Annotated in this window: 19 protein-coding genes; 10 read left to right on the plus strand and 9 right to left on the minus strand. The window is 70.4% G+C overall.

From position 1 onward, the window contains the following. Window positions 1-83: 83 nt before the first annotated feature. Together ACQPYK_RS03185 and ACQPYK_RS03190 are read right to left on the minus strand one after the other, a co-directional pair. Window positions 84-758: a response regulator gene (locus ACQPYK_RS03185; RefSeq protein ID WP_433249872.1), complete on the minus strand. Its 675-nt coding sequence runs from the start codon at window positions 756-758 to the stop codon at window positions 84-86. Next, complete coding sequence (locus tag ACQPYK_RS03190) at window positions 728-2,068, minus strand: sensor histidine kinase (protein WP_433249875.1); 1,341 nt, start codon at window positions 2,066-2,068, stop codon at window positions 728-730. The genes ACQPYK_RS03185 and ACQPYK_RS03190 overlap by 31 nt, the downstream gene beginning before the upstream one ends. Before the next feature lie 168 nt (window positions 2,069-2,236). Here ACQPYK_RS03190 and ACQPYK_RS03195 point away from each other — a divergent pair, with 168 nt between their 5' ends. The 5 genes from ACQPYK_RS03195 to ACQPYK_RS03215 all read left to right on the plus strand — a co-directional run bounded on the left by ACQPYK_RS03195 (window position 2,237) and on the right by ACQPYK_RS03215 (window position 6,965). Then, window positions 2,237-3,115 (plus strand): CPBP family intramembrane glutamic endopeptidase, encoded by an 879-nt coding sequence (locus ACQPYK_RS03195; protein WP_433249878.1) that lies wholly within the window; start codon window positions 2,237-2,239, stop codon window positions 3,113-3,115. A gap of 71 nt (window positions 3,116-3,186) precedes the next feature. Beyond that, window positions 3,187-3,957 (plus strand): ABC transporter ATP-binding protein, encoded by a 771-nt coding sequence (locus ACQPYK_RS03200; RefSeq protein ID WP_433249881.1) that lies wholly within the window; start codon window positions 3,187-3,189, stop codon window positions 3,955-3,957. A 3-nt stretch (window positions 3,958-3,960) separates the two neighbouring features. Further along, window positions 3,961-5,904 (plus strand): FtsX-like permease family protein, encoded by a 1,944-nt coding sequence (locus tag ACQPYK_RS03205; RefSeq protein WP_433249884.1) that lies wholly within the window; start codon window positions 3,961-3,963, stop codon window positions 5,902-5,904. Between the two features lie 189 nt (window positions 5,905-6,093). Further along, window positions 6,094-6,537 (plus strand): DNA-binding protein, encoded by a 444-nt coding sequence (locus tag ACQPYK_RS03210; protein WP_433249887.1) that lies wholly within the window; start codon window positions 6,094-6,096, stop codon window positions 6,535-6,537. Between the two features lie 227 nt (window positions 6,538-6,764). Continuing rightward, complete coding sequence (locus tag ACQPYK_RS03215) at window positions 6,765-6,965, plus strand: DUF397 domain-containing protein (protein ID WP_433249890.1); 201 nt, start codon at window positions 6,765-6,767, stop codon at window positions 6,963-6,965. Window positions 6,966-7,020: 55 nt separating this feature from the next. Here the strand turns inward: ACQPYK_RS03215 and ACQPYK_RS03220 are convergent, their stop codons facing one another. The 3 genes from ACQPYK_RS03220 to ACQPYK_RS03230 form a co-directional block, all read right to left on the minus strand. Continuing rightward, on the minus strand, window positions 7,021-7,581 hold the full coding sequence (locus ACQPYK_RS03220; protein WP_433249893.1) for a hypothetical protein: 561 nt from the start codon (window positions 7,579-7,581) through the stop codon (window positions 7,021-7,023). A gap of 203 nt (window positions 7,582-7,784) precedes the next feature. Further along, complete coding sequence (locus ACQPYK_RS03225; protein ID WP_433249896.1) at window positions 7,785-8,231, minus strand: N-acetyltransferase family protein; 447 nt, start codon at window positions 8,229-8,231, stop codon at window positions 7,785-7,787. A 261-nt stretch (window positions 8,232-8,492) separates the two neighbouring features. Next, window positions 8,493-9,338, minus strand: a complete 846-nt coding sequence (locus tag ACQPYK_RS03230; RefSeq protein WP_433249899.1) for an SDR family NAD(P)-dependent oxidoreductase — start codon at window positions 9,336-9,338, stop codon at window positions 8,493-8,495. 104 nt (window positions 9,339-9,442) lie between these two features. Here ACQPYK_RS03230 and ACQPYK_RS03235 point away from each other — a divergent pair, with 104 nt between their 5' ends. Then, a complete protein-coding gene (locus ACQPYK_RS03235) occupies window positions 9,443-10,021 on the plus strand; it encodes a TetR/AcrR family transcriptional regulator (RefSeq protein WP_433249902.1) in 579 nt (192 codons plus the stop codon). Between the two features lie 249 nt (window positions 10,022-10,270). Here the strand turns inward: ACQPYK_RS03235 and ACQPYK_RS03240 are convergent, their stop codons facing one another. Further along, the gene (locus tag ACQPYK_RS03240; protein WP_433249905.1) at window positions 10,271-11,179 is read right to left on the minus strand and encodes an EamA family transporter; all 909 of its coding nucleotides are present in this window, start codon (window positions 11,177-11,179) and stop codon (window positions 10,271-10,273) included. Between the two features lie 74 nt (window positions 11,180-11,253). Here ACQPYK_RS03240 and ACQPYK_RS03245 point away from each other — a divergent pair, with 74 nt between their 5' ends. After that, the gene (locus tag ACQPYK_RS03245) at window positions 11,254-12,156 is read left to right on the plus strand and encodes a LysR family transcriptional regulator (protein ID WP_433249908.1); all 903 of its coding nucleotides are present in this window, start codon (window positions 11,254-11,256) and stop codon (window positions 12,154-12,156) included. A 165-nt stretch (window positions 12,157-12,321) separates the two neighbouring features. On the opposite strand, the gene ACQPYK_RS03250 is transcribed toward ACQPYK_RS03245, so the two are convergent. Together ACQPYK_RS03250 and ACQPYK_RS03255 are read right to left on the minus strand one after the other, a co-directional pair. Then, a complete protein-coding gene (locus tag ACQPYK_RS03250) occupies window positions 12,322-13,665 on the minus strand; it encodes an alpha-amylase family protein (protein ID WP_433249911.1) in 1,344 nt (447 codons plus the stop codon). A 33-nt stretch (window positions 13,666-13,698) separates the two neighbouring features. Continuing rightward, the gene (locus tag ACQPYK_RS03255; RefSeq protein ID WP_433249914.1) at window positions 13,699-14,523 is read right to left on the minus strand and encodes an FUSC family protein; all 825 of its coding nucleotides are present in this window, start codon (window positions 14,521-14,523) and stop codon (window positions 13,699-13,701) included. A gap of 6 nt (window positions 14,524-14,529) precedes the next feature. Between ACQPYK_RS03255 and ACQPYK_RS03260 the strand changes: the two genes are divergently transcribed. Next, window positions 14,530-14,802: a hypothetical protein gene (locus ACQPYK_RS03260; RefSeq protein WP_433249917.1), complete on the plus strand. Its 273-nt coding sequence runs from the start codon at window positions 14,530-14,532 to the stop codon at window positions 14,800-14,802. On the opposite strand, the gene ACQPYK_RS03265 is transcribed toward ACQPYK_RS03260, so the two are convergent. Then, a complete protein-coding gene (locus ACQPYK_RS03265; protein ID WP_433249920.1) occupies window positions 14,795-15,661 on the minus strand; it encodes a hypothetical protein in 867 nt (288 codons plus the stop codon). The genes ACQPYK_RS03260 and ACQPYK_RS03265 overlap by 8 nt on opposite strands. 126 nt (window positions 15,662-15,787) lie before the next feature. On the opposite strand from ACQPYK_RS03265, the gene ACQPYK_RS03270 reads away from it, so the two are divergent. Beyond that, on the plus strand, window positions 15,788-16,426 hold the full coding sequence (locus ACQPYK_RS03270; protein ID WP_433249923.1) for a histidine phosphatase family protein: 639 nt from the start codon (window positions 15,788-15,790) through the stop codon (window positions 16,424-16,426). Window positions 16,427-16,482: 56 nt separating this feature from the next. After that, window positions 16,483-17,052 (plus strand): TlpA family protein disulfide reductase, encoded by a 570-nt coding sequence (locus tag ACQPYK_RS03275; protein ID WP_433249926.1) that lies wholly within the window; start codon window positions 16,483-16,485, stop codon window positions 17,050-17,052. The last annotated feature ends 12 nt before the right edge of the window (window positions 17,053-17,064 follow it).

The following is a 17,064-nucleotide window of genomic DNA, read 5'->3' on the forward strand; positions in this document are numbered from 1 at the left end:
ATCATCTCCGTTGTCTTGCGTTCATTCTCTCCCGCTTTCGCCGTCGAGGGCAGAAGGGGCGCATTGTGCACGGCTGACGCGTTCTACCGGCCGGCCCCGCTCCTGAGATAGGCGAGCACGGCCAGGACCCTGCGGTGCGTGTCCTCGGTAGGAGGGAGGTCGAGCTTGGCGAGGATGCCGCCGACGTGCTTGCCCACGGTCGTCTCGGAGACGACGAGCCGTTTGGCGATGGCGGCGTTGGAGTGCCCCTCGGCGATGAGGGAGAGGACCTCGTGCTCGCGAGGGGAGAGCCGGGACAACGGGTCGTGATGCCGGCGCAGAAGCTGGCGGACGACGTAGGGGTCGATCACGGTCCCGCCGTCGACCACCTGGCGCAGTGTGGTGACGAACTCCTGGACGTCGACCACCCTGTTCTTGAGGAGGTAGCCGATCCGGTTGCCGTCACCGGTGTCGAGCAGGTCGGAGGCGTAACTCAGCTCCACGTACTGGCTGAGGGCGACTATCGCGAGGCCGGGGCGGGCGCGGCGCAGTTGCACCGCGGCGCGCAGCCCCTCGTCGGTGAATCCCGGCGGCATCCGGATGTCGGTCACCACCAGATCCGGGGCTTGCTCGGCGACGGCGGCCCTGAGGGCGTCGGCGTCGCCGACCGCGGCCACGACCTCGAACCCGAATCTGTCGAGCAGGCCGCTGAGACCTTCGCGCAGCAGCACTCCGTCCTCGGCGAGAACTACTCGGATGGGAGGTCGTTCTGGCTGCACGGAAGCTCCACACGTAGGAGAGTCGGCCCTCCGACCGGGCTTGACAGCAACATTCTGCCGTTCATCACGGCCACCCTGTCCGCTAGGCCGATGAGGCCGGTGCCGCCGTCAGGAGTCGCCCCGCCGTTCCCGTTGTCGCTTATCTCGACGGTCAGGACGTCGCCCCGCCAGCGCGCGGTCACGTCGGCCTCCGTCGCGCCGCTGTGCTTGGTGATGTTGTTCAGCGCCTCGGCGACCACGAAGTACGCCGTGCCCTCGATATGGCTCGGCAGCCGTCCGGGCAGGTCGGTGCTGACCCTTATCGGGAACGGGGTCTGATCGGTGATCTCGCCCAGCGCCGCCGGCAGTCCCAGGTCGGTCAGGACCCGGGGGTGGATGCCGCGGATGAGCTCCTGTAACTCGACCATGAGCTGCTTGGCCTGCTCGTGCGCGCCGGCCACGCTCTGGTTCGCGGGCGAGTCGGGCGGCAGATCCAGCCGGGCCAGGCCGAGTTGCAACGTCAGAGCGATCAACCGCTGCTGGGCGCCGTCGTGCAGATCGCGCTCGATCCGCCGGCGTTCGGCCTCGAAGGCGTCCACCAGCCGGGCGCGTGAGCGCGACACTTCGACCAGGTGGGCGCGCAGATCTTCGCTGGATCCGGGTTGGAGCATCGTCCGCGCGACGGCGCCCTGCGCGCCGGCGAGCACCGCCAGCAGGTACGGGAGGGTGGGGAGCGACGCGAGACCGATGAGCGCGTACGGCAGTGCGTCATCAGCGGTGATCTGGCCGAACCCGAGCGCCACCGTGTCGCCGCGCGTCAGCAGCGGACTCGCGATGAACACGCCGATCAGCAGCAGGAGCAGCGTGACTGCCAGGTACATCGCCGGTATCACGGTGACGAGCAGGCAGGCGTAGCCCAGCTCGCGCCAGGTGGTCGCCTCGGTATAGCGGGTACGCAGCCATGCCCACGGCCCCGGGGCCGGTGGCCGGCGATGCCCGGACGCGACCGGCCGGGAATCCACCAGGCGCAGGCGCAGACGCTCCAGCTCTGCCAGCGGCAGAGCGATCAGCGGCCCGAACCCCATGATCAGCAAGGCGCCGAGCGCGATGAGGAACACCAATGTGCCGAGCGGCGGCCGGTCGCCCGGCACGGTCGTCCGCAGCAGCGCGAAGGTCCAGGGCAGGCTGAGCAAGGCCAGCGGCACCGCCGCCATGAGCATGGGCGCCGCCGACGTCAGCAGGTAGCCCAGGGATCGCCACGGCCAGCCGGTGACCAGGAACCGGCGCCGGACGACCGATTCGAATGGAGTTCGTGGATTCCGGGGGAGCATGCGCCAGGTTAACCCGCTCGTGTGCCCACCCGGCCGGCCCTAACCGGCATGGTGGGCCTGGCCCCACCTCTGATTGGGGGCTGGTGATGATGTCGCCCGCCGGGCCGCGTGATTTTCTGAACCCGGGCAAATGTCGTGATCATTGGTTCAGGAAAAGGTGACGGGTTCATGTCCTTGCACAGGAAAGGGCTGCTGGTATTTCTGCTCATTTCCTTCGGGGTGGCCTGGGGGTGGCTGTTCTGCGCCCATCTGCTCCTGGGACTTTCGGTGGTCAACCCGCTGGTGCAGCTTCCCGCCGGGTTCGCTCCCGCCGGCGCGGCGGTGATCGTACGCCGCTGGGTGACGAAAGAGGGATTCGGCGACGCGGGACTCGCTCTCCGCCTGAGGAGCGGGTGGTCCTACTACCTCGTGGCCTGGCTTGGACCGCTGGTGCTGGTGGCCGCGACGGCCGGGCTGGCGGCGGCGCTGGGAGTGTGGAGTCCGGACCTCTCCCCGCTCGGCGATCTCGTCCCCGGCCTCCCGGGATGGGCGTCGCTTGCCCTGTTGATGGGAGTGGTCCTCGTGCTCGTCCCCGTCTACTGGGGTGAGGAGTTCGGGTGGACCGGTTACCTGCGGCTCCGCCTGTTCACCGATCGCCCGCTGCCGTCGGTCGCCGCGACGGGGATCATCTGGGCCGTCTGGCACTATCCTCTCGCTTTTCTTGGATACATCAATTTCAGCAACGTCGCTCTCGGGTTGCTGGTCTGGACGATTTCCCTTCTGTTTCAGGAGACCATTCTCGCCTGGCTTCGTTTTCGCAGCGGCAGCATCTGGACGGCGAGTCTGGCTCATTCCGGAAACAACATGGTCTTCTTTCTGCTCACGGGGTTGCTGCTGGGCGGGCAGTTCGACGAAACGGCCCTCACGGTGCTCACCGCGGTACCTCTGGCCGTCGCCGCCGCCTGGATCGTCATCAGCCGGCAGCTCGTGCCGGCTCGGCGTTCCTCTCCGGGAGATGCCCGCCGAGACCCGGCCCGGGATCCCGCTCCGGCCCACCGCGGCAGGTAGGGCTAGGCACACCTCGGAGTTGGTGGCCAGGGCTGAAGACCCGGGACGGTTTCGGCGATGGGATCGACTCCATGACGGTGACAGGTGGAATCGGGCGATCGTGGGCTGCCGGCACTTCCCGGGCCGCGGTGGAGTTGCGCGAGGTGACCAGGGAGTACGGGGCAGGGGACGGACGGGTGCTGGCGCTCAGGGGGGTCAGCGTCGGCTTCCCCGCCGCTTCGTGGACCGCGGTGATGGGGCCGTCCGGTTCGGGGAAGTCCACCCTGCTGCACTGCGCGGCCGGTCTGGAGAAGGTGAACGGAGGGCAGGTCCTCCTGGCCGGACAGGACATCACGCGAGCCCCGGACAGCGTGCTCACCGCGATGCGGCGGCGCACCGTCGGCTTCGTCTTCCAGAGCTTCAACCTGATCGGCTCTCTGACCGCGGAGCAGAACGTCGCCCTGCCGCTGAAGCTGGCCGGCGTGAAGGTGTCCGGCGAAGAGGTACGCGCGGTGCTGGCCGGCGTCGGACTGGAAGACCGCCTCCGGCACCGGCCGCGGGAGCTGTCCGGCGGCCAGCAACAGCGGGTCGCGATCGCTCGGGCGATGATCACCCGGCCCGCCGTGCTCTTCGCCGACGAGCCGACCGGGGCACTGGACTCGACCTCGGCCCGTACGGTGCTCAGGCTGCTGCGGGGCATGGTCGGCTCGGTGGGCCAGAGCATCATCATGGTCACTCACGATCCGGTCGCGGCGGCCCACGCCGACGCGGTGGTGTTCCTGTCCGACGGCCGGATCGTCGATCGCCTGACGCGTCCGTCCGCGCGTGAGGTGGCCGAACGGCTCGCGCGACTGGAGGGCTGAGTCGTGCTGCGGTTGTCGATGAGCACGTTCTCCGAGCGCTGGCAGCTCTTCGTCGGCGGGATCCTGTCCGTGGCGATGGGGGTCGCCCTGGTGCAGTCCTCGCTGCTGGCGCTGGTCGCCACCGGGAAGCCGAAGATCCCGCCGGGTGTGTCCAAGCAGGCCGAGGAGAGCATCCGGGAGGGATACGTCGGGGCCGCGACGGTGCTGGGCATGACGGCGATGCTGTCGTGGTTCCTCGCGGTCTTCGTCGTCGCCTCCACTTTCTCCTTCACCGTGGCGCAACGGCGTAAGGATCTGGCGCTGCTGCGGCTGGTCGGCGGCAGCCGCGGCCAACTGGTCCGGCTGCTGCTGTCGGAGTCGCTGCTGCTGGGCCTGATCGGCACCGGGGCCGGTACGGTGCTCGGCCTGCCGGCGGCGTGGGTGCAGTCCCGCCTGCTGATCGCGCTCGGCTTCCTGCCCGACGGATTCTCCGTCGGCTGGCAGAGCTGGATTCTCCTGGTCTCCGTTGCCGTCGGCGTCGGGGTGGCACTGCTCGGGGCGCTCACGGCCTCCTGGCGGGCGGCGAAGGTAGGTCCGCTGGAAGCCCTGAGGGAAACCGGCGCCGCCGCGCGGGTGATGACCTTCTTCAGGTGGTGCTTCGGCCTGTCCTCCCTGGCACTGTCCGTCTGGATGGTGATGGTCGCGCGGTCGGCCGACCTGCTGGGCGCACTCGTCGTGGCGATGACCGTCTCGATGACCGGCGCGGTCGCGCTGAGCCAGTTGAGCCCGCTGGTGGTCCCGCTCGTCGGCAGGCTGTTCGGGCTCGTGCTGCGGGCGAGCACACTCGGTGAGATCGCACAGGCGAACCTGCGTGACGGGGTGCGCCGCAGCGCGTCCACCGCGGCACCGCTGATCGTGCTCGTCGCCATGCTGCTGGGCCTGTCCGGCACGCTGGGATCGCTGGGACGGCTCATCGGGGAGGATCTCAAGCGCATCGTCGCGGGCGATCTGGTCGTGGACTCGACCGGATCGAACGCGGAACGGATCACGGCGGTGCCGGGGGTCGCGGTCGCCTCGGTACGGGTCACGGTGCCGATGGCCGTGACCGCCACGCACCATGACGAGGGAAGAGCACTGCGGAGGACCCATTACTCGGGGGTCGTCGCGGTGGACGCGGCGGCCTACCGGCGGACGTACCGGCCGGCTCCGCGATTCGGCACGCTGGACAGGCTCCACGGCCGGACCATCGCGGTCGGCCCAGGAATGGCCGGCGAGGGCTTGAGACTCGGCTCCACGGTGTCGGCGCGCATCGGTGCGCGGAAACTGAGGCTGCGGATCGTCGCCATGCTGCCGGCGACACTGGAGAACTACGCCGACAGCTTCCTGGTGCCCCGCGAGTTGATCCCCGCCGAACTGGTGGCGGGCGCGCCGGCCCAAACCGTCGTCCAGGTCGTACCCGGCGCCGACCCCGCGGCGGTCGCCGAGCGAATCGGCGCGGCCGGCATCGGCGGGGTGAGCACCGTGTCCGAGTGGGCCGACGCCAGGTCCGCCGCCGAGTGGCGAGGCAACATGGGGATTTTGGCCGTGCTCATGGGACTGGCCGCCCTCTACACGCTGGTAGCCGTGATCAACGCGGTGGTGATCGCCGGTACCGAGCGGAAAGCGGAGTTCGCGAACGCCCGGATGACCGGCTTGAGCAGGGCGCAGGTCGTACGGATGGCGCTGATCGAGTCGTGGGCGGTGGCTCTGATCGGCGTGCTCCTCGGCTGCGCGGTGGCGGCGGGCGCACTGGCCGGAATCGGCTCCAGCACCGTGCGAGCCGTCGGGAGACCGGTCGTCGACATTCCATGGGAGCTGCTCGGGATCTTGGTCGTTGGGGCGTTCGTGGTAACCGGCGCGACGAGCGTATGGACCACGCTGTCGGCGACCAGGTCACGGCCGGTGACGCTGATCAGCGGTAAGGAGTGATCCGGGGCACTGTCCTGCTCTCCCGTTCCACCGTCGAGGGTGGGGTGTGTCCGTCCGCGTGGACTCGGGGCTTGAGCGGCGACCGATCGGCCAGTGGCGATGGTGGGCAGGCCCGGACTCTCTCCTTGTAAACAATTTGTTTGCTTTAGTTTGTTGACAACAAATAGTTTGATGGTTCATCCTGGACGCATGTCTTTCGAGCCCGATCGGTCGTCCGACCCCTTCACCCCTCCTGACGCAGGCCAGGTGCGCGCGCATCGCGTGTACGCCTCGCTCATGCGCATCGCCGAGCGGCACGCGGCCACCGAGGCGCAGCGCTCCCGACAGGTCCATCCCGACGTCCTCGGCCCGCACGAGGCCATCAGGCTCGTGTCGTTCCTCGCGGGAGGCGGCGCGGTGCGGGAGGAGGGCGAGCCGGAGGTGGACAACGCCGACATCACCGCCGCCCTGACCCTCATGCCGCTGGCGCGCGCGGAGATGGACCAGCTGGAGGCCGGGCTCCTGTTGATGGCCAGGGGACGCGGCCTCACCTGGCAGGAGATCGCCTTCGGCCTCGGCCTCGGCACCTCCCAGGCCGCCAGGCAGCGTTACGAGCGGCTGGCGGGCCGGGTGGCCACCGAAACGGATCGGTAGCACTGAACCGGACATCCCCGGGACATCCGTAGGAAGGACCGGTCGCAGACGGTCACAGCGGCCGGTCGTGTCCCGCAAAACTGAAATCCACTGGTACACGCTCACACTTGACCGCCTGCGAGCGGCGGCGCTCAGCCCGGAGGAATCGAAGTCGCTCATCGCGCGAGCGGCCGAGCGGTTCTCCTGAGATCCATCCGTTCACACGAAGAAAGCGCAGGAGAGCCCCGATGGACTCTCCCCTCATCACCTGGCGCAAGAGCAGCCGCAGCGGCAACGGTGCCGACTGCGTCGAGGTCGCGCGGGTAGGCGACCACTACCTCGTCCGTGACTCCAAGAACCCCGACGGTCCCCGGCTCCGTTTCACCCCGGGTGAATGGCGGGCCTTCGTCGGCGGCGTCAAGGACGGCGAGTTCGACGGCCCGAGCTGATCGGCTCCCCGTGCTGGTCGACACTCGGGACGGCCGTACGGGCCGGGTGCCGAGGTCAGGGCAGTGACGGCGTGGGCCTGCGGGCGACGGTTCTCGGATAGCGGGCGGTGAACAGGGCCGGTACGGCGAAGCCCGCGATCTGGACGGCGACGGACGCGATCTGGTTGTCCGGGGCCGTGAGGGCCAGGACGACGAGCGTCACGGCGGTGAGGGTGAAGGCGCTCGCCCACACCGCCGTGATGACCCGGTTGACCCGCAGGAACAGCGGGTTCTCCCAGACCTCGCGCGGTGTCACCCGGCGGGCGAGGCCCAGGGTGAACGGCCTGCGGACGGCCAGCGACCCCCATGCGGTGACGGCCAGCCAGCCCAGGGACAGCGCGGTGGCGTACTCCTCCAGTAGCGCGTTCGGGACGGCCAGGGTGACCAGGGCCAGCACCCCGAAGAAGACCAGGCCGCTGAGCTCGATCACCAGCTCGTCCCAGCCCGCGCCCTGCCGGAGGCTGAGCGCGATCAGCACCGCGGCCAGGACGAGGCCCGTCAGCGCGCCGTGACGGACGTCGATCCCGTTGACGATCGCGAACGCGATCCAAGGCACGAAGCTGCGGATGTATGACAATTGACTCCCCTTCCCCACCGTGACACGTGGGGGAAGGGGACTCCACTTCAGGCGGGCCAAAGGCCCGGCAAGTTCTGGCGTATTCGAGGGGTCGTCCCGCCGCCGGACGGCTGCTTCCGTCCACACCCGCCCACCCGTCATCCCGGGGCGGCGAAGCCGGAGCCGTCGCCGGGGGACGCGTTCCGCGATCGGCCGGGTGGGCGTCAGTGCGGCAGCTCGATCTGGTACCGGATGAAGCCGCGATTCTCGGCCATCTTGTCGTACAGGCGTCGCGCCGTGTCGTTCGATTCGTGGGTGTTCCAGTAGACGCGGTGGCAGCCGCGGGCCCGAGCCCAGTCGGTCACGGCCGCGATCAGCGCGCGGGCCGCGCCCCTGCCGCGTGCGGCCGGATCGGTGAACAGGTCCTGCAGATAGCAGATGTCGGAGTCGGGGGCCGACGTGCTGGCGTGGACGAGGAAGTGGGTGATGCCGACGAGCTCGCCGTCCAGCGTCGCCCCGAGGGCGTGCAGGCGCGTGTCCGCCTGGAACTCCCGCCACGCCCTGTCGTACATCTCCGCCGGCTCGACTCGCTGGTAGAAGTCGATGTACGCGCGGAACAGGCCCTCCCATGCATCCCTGTCGGATGGAAGGAGCCTGCGGACGTCGATCATGTGGTCTCTCCCTGGATCGCGCGGGCCGAGGGTCCGCGCGGCCGGCCCGGTCCGTTTCCCGGCGTGACAGGGGAGTGTCCCGCCGATCGGCCGCGACGAGTTCAGGCGTCACAGCCTAAGGACGAGTGGCCTGTCGTCATACGGCCACTTTCCAGTGAAAGCGAGTGACCACTTCCGGCCGGCGTCGTCTCGCCACCCGGCCTGGCGGGGGTGGACGCGGCCAGGCCGGGCGGCTTCGTGGGCCGTGCCGTCACGGCCTGTTCAGCCGCGCAGGTCGGCGAAGGCCTTGGCCAGCTTCGCCCGCTCGGCCAGGGCGACCGAGGCGGGGCGGCCCGCGGAGATGCCGCCGTCGACCGCCAGGTCGTGGCCGTTGACGAAGGCCGAGCCGTCGCCGGCCAGCCACAGGGCGGCCTGGGCGACGTCGTCGGGGGTGCCGGCCCGGTGGATCGGCTGGTAGATCTCCAGGGCGGCGGTGAAGGCCGACTCCATGGCGGCGGCGGTGCGGTCGGCCTCCGCCGCGTCCATCCCGGCGCCCTTGGCGAAGATACCGGTCAGGATCGGGCCGGGTGAGATGCTGTTGACCCTGATGCCGTGCTCGCCCAGCTCGACGGCTGCGCCCCGGGTGAGCTGGATGACCGCGGCCTTGGCCGCGGAGTAGCCCAGGCCGGCCCAGCCCCCAAGGCGCGCGGTGGTGCTGGCGATGTTGATGATGCTGCCCGACTCCTGGCCGAGCATCACCCGGGAGGCGTACTTCATCCCGGTCAGCACCCCGCCCAGGTGCACGGCGAAGGTCTGCTCGAAGCGGGCGAGGTCGGCGTCGGCGACGCTGCCGCCCGCCCCCGGGTCGCCCGCGTTGTTGACCAGCACGTCCAGCCGGCCGTACCGCTCGACGGCGTGGGCGATCAGGGCCTCCACATCCGCCTCGACGGACACGTCGGTGCGGACGAAGGTGCCGCCGAACTCCGCGGCCAGCTTCTCGCCCTCCTCCGTCCGGCGTCCGGCGATCACGACCCGGGCGCCCTCCGCCGCGAACAGCGTGGCCGTGCGGGCTCCGATGCCGCTGGTGCCGCCGGTGACGACCGCGACCTTGCCGTCCAGAACTCCCATGACGCTGCTCCCTCGTTGGTAGATAGACCGAGCGATCTACTCGCTTGAAGCCATAATAGATGAACCGGTTGATCTACTGTCAAGTGCGAGCGAGAATTGGTCTCATGACTACCGAGACGAAGGCCGCGGCCAAGCCCGGACCCCGCGAGCGGTTGCTCGACGCGGCCCGGAAGCTCACCTACACCCAGGGCGTCGGCGTGGGCGTCGACGCGATCCTGAAGCAGGCCGATGTGGCCCGCCGTTCGCTTTACCAGCACTTCGGCGGCAAGGACGGCCTGCTGGTGGAGGTGATCCGGGTGGCTGCGGCCGAGGATGAGGAGCGCTACCGGGTCGCGATCGAGGCCGGCGGCACCGACCCGCGCGCGCGGATCATGAGCGTCTTCGACGTCCTGACCCGGATCGTGTCCTCGCCGGACTTCCGGGGCTGCCGTTACATCGCGGCCGACCTCGCGCTCACCGACCCGGATCATCCGGTCCACGCCGAGACCCATGCCTACCGGCAGTGGCTCCATGAGATCCTGCGCGCCGAGCTTGAGGGGCTTCCGCATCCCCACCCGGACCGCGCGGCGGACGAGCTGCTGTTCATCGTCGAGGGTGCCCTCATCTCCGGCGCCACCCGGCCGGAGGTGGACTCCGGTCGCATCGCCCGCCGGCTGGCCGAGCGCGTCCTGGACGCCGGGTGAGACGTCGGCGAGACGCCGGGTGAGGAATCGGGTGAGACATCGAGGAGACGCCGGGTGAGACATCGGGGAGACGCCGGGTGGGACGAGGTGTCCGGTGGCGAGACCGGTCCGGGCCCCGCCTGTGCCGTCCCGGGCGGGACCGCGGCGAACCTCACGGCTCCCGGGTAGCGAACCTCACCGCTTCCGGGCGGCGAACCTCACCGCTTCCGGGCGGCGAACCTCACCGCTCCCGGGCGGCGGCCCGGAGTGTCACGGGCTCGCCGTCGTTCCGGCCGTCGTGGGGTGTGCCGGGGAGGCGGCCGGTACGGCACGGGCCGCGCCGCGCGGGCGGGTGCTGGCGTACAGGACGCCGAAGATGATGAGTACGGCGGCGGCGAGCTTCGTGGCGGAGATCGGCTCGCCGGTGAACAGGGCGGCCGAGGACATGCCGAAGACGGGGACGAGCAGGCTGTAGGGGGCGACCACCGAGGCGTCGTAGCGCCTCAGCAGGAAACCCCACACGCCGAAGCCGCCCAGGGTGGAGACCAGGGCGACGTAGAGGACCGACAGGGTGCCCTCCGTCGAGAACTCCAGCCGGGGAACCCCCTCCACCAGCAGGGAAAGACCCAGCATGGGCACGGCCGCCACCGCGCTCAGCCAGACCATGAAGCGCAACGAGTCCGGGGGTGCGGCCTTCCTGACCGCGATGTTGCCCGCGCCCCAGCCCGCCGCGGCACCGACGACCAGGACGAACGCGCCGACCGGGCCGCCGTTGCCGAGGTCCAGGGCGATCAGGGCCAGCCCCGCGAACGCGACGGCCATCCCGGCGATCCGGCGGGTGGTGATCCGTTCCTTGAGCAGGACCACGGCGAGGATCACGGTGAAGACCGCCTGGACCTGCACGACGAGCGAGGTGAGACCGGCGGGCATGCCCGCCCGCATGCCCAGCAGGAGCAGGCCGTACTGGGTGACGCCGAGAGTGGCTCCGGCGATCAGCACCCACCGCCACGGCACGCGCGGGCCGCCGACGAACAATACGGCGGGGAATGCGGCCAGGCCGAAGCGCAGAGCCACGTAGAGCAGTGGCGGAAAGTGTCGCAGGCCCGCTTCCATGACGACGAAGTTGAAACCCCAGACGGCGGCGAGGCCGATGGCCAGGAAGAGATGCCGTGTTCTCATCTCTCCATCCTTGTTTGTGGCGATAATTCAGCACAAGCGAGACTTTCTTACCTTGGCCATTTAGAATCGCTTACATGTTGGATCTCAACCGTCTCAAGGCCCTGCACGCCGTTTCCGTCTACGGATCGGTCGGCGCGGCGGCCGACGCGCTCATGGTGACCGCGTCGGCGGTGTCGCAGCAGCTGGCCAAGCTGGAGCGGGAGACCGGCGCGACGCTGCTGGAGCGCAACGGGCGCGGGGTGCGGCTGACCGACGCGGCCGGGCTGCTCGCCGACCACGCCGAGCGCATCCTCGCGCTGGTGGAGACCGCCGAAGCCGACTTCGAGGCGTTGCGCGGGGAGGTCGTGGGACGGCTGAGCATCGCGGCCTTCCCCACTGCGGCCCGGGGGCTGATGCCCGCGGCGCTGACCTACCTGCACGAGCGCCACCCCGACCTCCGGCTTGAGATGTTCGAGCGGGAGCCCGAGCGGCAGGTCCGCGAGGTGGCCAGGGGAGAGCTCGACCTCGCGGTGATCCAGGACTGGATGAACCGGCCGCTGGCCATTCCCGAGGGGCTGTCACGGGCCACCCTCTTCGACGACGTCGCCGACGCGATCCTGCCCGCCGGCCACCCGATGGCCGGCAGGCCCGAGATCGAGCTGGCCGAGCTGGCGGGGGAACGATGGATCAGCTCCTCGCCCGGCACGATCTGCCACGACTGGCTGGTCCACACGCTGCGAGCGGCCGAACTGGAGCCCGACATCACCTGCCGGGCGGACGAATACCCCACCCAGCTCGCCCTCGTGGCCGCCGGGCAGGGATGCGCCATCATCCCCCGCCTCGGCCGTGACTTCGTTCCCGAGGGGGTCCGGGTGGTCCCGATCCGGCCGCGCCCGATCCGCAAGATCTACGCGATCTGGCGCAGCGACGCGGCCCGCCGCCCGGCGATCCGCGCCGCCGTCGACGCGCTCAGGGCGGTCTCCGCCGACCACCGCTGATGCCCGAACGCGCTGACGCCCGAACACGCGGGTGTCCGAACACGCGGGTGTCCGAACACGCGAGTGCCGTCCCGACAGGGCCTCTTCGACCGGGTGCTCCTGATCAGGCCTCCCTGATCAGGCCTGCCTGAGCGGGTCTTTGACCGGGGCGTCGGGCGGGGTTTCTCACCGGGGCGGCCGGGCCGGGCGCAGGGGGATGAGGACGCTCCAGCCGTATGCGGGCACGAGCGTCGGATCGCCGGGGCTCCCCGCGGGCTCGGAAGTCTCGGCGACCCCGAGGTCGCCGAGGTCGAGCGGGAACCGGTACGGATGGTCGTGGATGTTCAGCAGCACGACGACGCAGTCCTCGCCGTCGCCGGTGTGCGATCGCAACGCGATCGCCCGGCTGGACAGGTGCTCGACCGTGGTGCGGGCCCTGACCAGCCAGGGGTGCCGGCGGCGCAGGCCGATGAGCCGCTGGTGCAGCCGGTAGACGGGCCGGCCGGTCGGCGCCAGGTCGTCCGGACCGTCGGGCGACTCGGGCCGGATCGCGTCGTCACCGCCCGCCCGCTCCTCCTTGACCCCCTCCATGGCCTGCTCGTCGCCGTAGTAGACGCTCGGCGTGCCGCCCACGGTGAACAGCACGGCCAAGGCGTGGCCGAGATGCCGCCGGTCGGTGAGCCGGCTGGCGATCCTGGTCACGTCGTGGTTGCCGACGAAGGTCAGGGGCACGAGAGAATCGAGGATCTCGTTGTGCCGGTTGAGCGTCCAGGCCAGCTCGAAGAGGTTGCCGTCGTTGAGCGAGCTCCAGATCGCCTTCCACAGCTCGTACTGGGTGATCGAGTCCAACCCGCCGCGGGACGCGTAGCCGGCGTAGTCGCCGTGGATCACCTCCCCGACGAACCAGGCGTCGGGATGCCGGCGCCGTACCTCTGACAGCGCCCGCCGCCAGAAGCCGGGCGGGACCGCGTAGGCAGCGTCCAGTCGCCAGCCGGCCGCCCCCCGGTCGAGCCAGTGGTTCATCACGTTGACGACGTGGTCGAGCACGGCGGGCTCGTCGTGGTTCAGGGCGACCAGATGCCGGTGGCCCTCGAAGACGTCGTAGCCGACCGTCCCGTCCGGCTGGGGCCGATGCCGGAACCAGCGGGCGGCCGGGGAGTCCGGACCGTCGGCCAGTGCTCGCGCGAAGGCGGGAAAGGCGCGGCCGACGTGGTTGAACACCCCGTCCAGCGCGATGCGCAGTCCGCGCCGCCCGGCGGCGGCCACCAGGTGGTCGAAGTCGGCGTCATCGCCGAGGCGCGGGTCGATCCGGAAGTGGTCCACGGTGTCGTATCCGTGCGTCTCGGCGGCGAAGATCGGTCCGAGCTGGACTCCCGAGCAGCCCAGCTCGACCGTGTAGTCCAGCCACCCTTCCAACCGGCGCAGCCGGTGCCGGATCGGCGTACCCTCGGGCGGCGCCTCCGCGGGCGCGCCGGTGAAACCGAGCGGATACACCTGCCACCAGATCGCGTAATCGGTCCACGATGCCACGGGCACTCCTGTCATGGTCGTTCTCCCTGGAACTCACGGTCTGTTCTCGTCGGAGGACTCCTGCCCCGCCGGGACGCGGGGCGGCGGGTTCAGCCGGGGATGGAGCCAGGGCAGGTAACCGGCGCAGAGGGCGATGACGCACCCGACGACGGTGTCCCCCATCCGGTAGGCGATCGTGGTGGGCGACACGGCGTCGCCGGCGCCCAGCAGCAGCAGCACCAGTGGCGTCATCACCATCGCGTACATCATGTGGTTGCGGTTTTTCAACGTCGGCCGCAGCGCGGCCAGCGTGGCCACGACCGGCACCAGCAGCCAGGGTGGCAGGACCCACAGCAGCACCGCGGAGCCCGCCATCACGCCCGCGGCGGTTCCGGCGGCCCGCTGGACGAGCCGGGTCAGGGCCTCACCGAGATCGCGCCGCACCACGATCACCACCGTGACGGCGATCCAGTAGGCCTTGGAGTGGTGCCAGAGGACCCCGATCACCTCGGCGAGCGCCAGGCACAGGGTGAGCCGCAGCGTGTACCGCCACCCGCGCAGGGTGCGCAGCGACGCCCGCCAGTGGCGTAACAGGGCCCGCGGCGGCGGCGAGGGCGTGCTCTCCCCGCCGACGGGCATACGCCCGCGCCGGGTGGCGAGGGCGCGTGTCGTGAGCGCGGCGAGCAGCGTGACGGCTGCGGCCCCGCCGGCTCCCAGGCCGAAGACCACGCCCACCGCGACCGGGTCGGCGACCGGTCCCAGGCCGGTGGTGATGACGACGAACGTGATGAACCGGGTGCTGTACTCGGCGGAGGACCGGCTGAAACCGCCGAGCGCCGCCGCCAGAGCGGCGATCACCACGACCGCGGCCGCCGTCACCCACCCGTGGCCCGTGACGGCGGCGCCGGTGAACCCGGCGACGGCGGCGGTCGCAACCGCGCCGGCCAGGCGCGCGACTCCGATGCCTGGCTGGCCCGGGCGATGACACGGGCACTGTCTCCGGCGGAGCGCCGGATGCTGCGTCTGGCCGCGGACCTCATCGACCAGGTTCTCGACGACGACGGCGGCGGGGACGACCCAGTGCCTGGAGACGACTCCGCGTCCGGGGACGACCCAGCGCCTAGGGAGAAGCCCGCGCCCGGGGAGGACGTCAGCTGAGGGCGATCGTCACCACGCCGCCGACGATGACGGCGGCGGCCAGCAGTCGCCGGCGCAGGTCGCCCTCGGCCAGCAGCCTGCCGCCGAGCACCACCGCGACGAGCACGCCGATCTCCCGCACCGGGGCGACCACACTGACCGGCGAGAACGTGAACGCGATGAGCACCAGAAGGTAGGAGAGCGGCACCAGCACCGCCGCGCCCAGCACGCGCGTGCGGTGCTCCCGCCAGACGGGCAGGAGCAGGTCCCGGCGGCGGGCGGTCAGCGCCGACGGGGTGAGCGCGAGGGCCCGGCAGAACTCGCCGCCGTAGCTGAGCAGGATCGGCGCGACCGCGAAGGCGCTCACCACCTGCTTGTCCCAGACGGTGTAGCCGGCGATGAACAGCCCGGTGGCCAGTCCGAACCCGATTCCGGCCAGATCCGCGCGGCTGGGCCTGCGGGCCGCACCGAGCAGCAGGACTCCCGTCCCGACCAGCAGGATGCCGGTGATCCCCACCGGGCCGGGGTGTTCGCCCAGGAAGAGGATGGCGACCAGGCTGGCCAGCAGCGGCCCGGTGCCGCGTGCGATCGGGTAGACCATCGACAGGTCGCCGTGGCGGTAGCCGCGCTGAAGCAGCAGGAAGTAGCCCAGGTGCAGCGCGGTGCTCGCGACGATCACCCCGGCGCCGGTCCAGGACAGGCGGGCGCCGGTGAGGATCAGATAACCGAGCGCGGGCGGGCTCCAGAGCACCGTGGACGCGACGGCCACCAGCCAGATGAAGACGATCCCGTCGGCTTTGGCCGCCTGCTTGCTCAGCAGGTTCCAGCTCGCGTGGGCCACGGCCGAGGACAAGACGAGGACCAACGCGAACGGGCTCAAAAGCGACCCTTTAGGAGTGAAAGCCGAAGATGACCGTTACGACCCTAATCCCGTCCCCAGGGCATGACCAGAACCACTCGTCTATCCGCGCTATCGGCCCCTACTAATCGGTAGGCTGGCGTAACCATGGCTGAGACCACCGTCGTCCACCTCCTGCGCCACGGTGAGGTGCACAACCCCGCTAACGTCCTGTACGGCAGGCTGCCCGGATACCACCTCTCGGAGACCGGCCGGCAGATGGCCGAGACGGTCGCCAAGGCGATCGCCGGACGTGACGTCGTCGCCCTGTTCTCCTCCCCGCTGGAGCGGGCTCAGGAGACCGCGGCCCCGCTCGCCGCGACCTTCGGCCTGGAGGTCACGCTCGACGACCGGCTCATCGAGGCGGACAACATCTTCCAGGGCGTCTCGGTCGGCAACGGCGACAAGCTCTTTCGCAATCCGCGCCACTATCGCCACCTGTGGAACCCGCTCCGTCCCTCCTGGGGCGAGCCCTATATCGAGGTGGTCCGGCGGATGAAGGGCGCGATCGACACCGCCCGCGACGCGGCGCGCGGCCACGAGGCGGTGATGGTCAGTCACCAGCTCCCGATCTGGATCATGCGGCTCGCGGCCGAGGGCAGGCGGCTGCCGCACGACCCCCGCCGCAGGCAGTGCGGCCTGGCCAGCCTCACCAGTTTCTCCTTCGAGGGAGGCCGGCTGATCAGCGTGGGTTACAGCGAACCCGCAGGTGGGCTCGTCAAGCGCCCCACTGTGCCAGGCGCGTGACCTCGCCGGTAGAGTGACTGCTCTACCGGTTGTAGTACAGGGAGACCCTGCCTCTGATGCGCGCACAATCCTTCGTCGCCGCCGTGCTGCTCCTGACCGTGGCCGGGTGCGCCGGTAACCAGGGGACGCAACCGCAGACCGGGGACACCCGTTTCGTGGCCGGCGACGGGAAGATCACCATGTTCGAGGCCGCCGACCGCAAGCCCGCCCCGGCGGTGCAGGGGGAGACCCTCGACGGGAGTTCGGCCACACTCGCCGCGCACAGGGGCAAGGTCGTGGTGATGAACTTCTGGGCCTCCTGGTGCGCTCCCTGCCGGGCCGAGGCACCGGTGCTCAAGGACATCGCGGCCAAGACCAAGGCCGGCGGCGTGGAGTTCCTCGGCGTCGACTTCAAGGACCGCAAGGCCGACGCGCTCGCCTTCGAGCGCGTCCAGCAGTCCGGTTACCCGAGCATCTTCGACCAGCCGGGCAAGGTCGCGCTCTCCTTCCAGGGCACGGTCCCCCCGGCGGCCGTCCCCTCCACCCTGATCATCGACCGCCAGGGCCGGATCGCCGCCCGCGCGCTCGGCGCGGTCAAATACAACGACCTTCTCGCCGTGGTCACCAAGGTCGGCGATGAGAGGTAACCCGAAGCGGCG

The organism is Streptosporangium sp. CA-135522, from assembly GCF_050949235.1.
In the GTDB taxonomy this organism is placed as follows: Bacteria; Actinomycetota; Actinomycetes; order Streptosporangiales; family Streptosporangiaceae; genus Streptosporangium.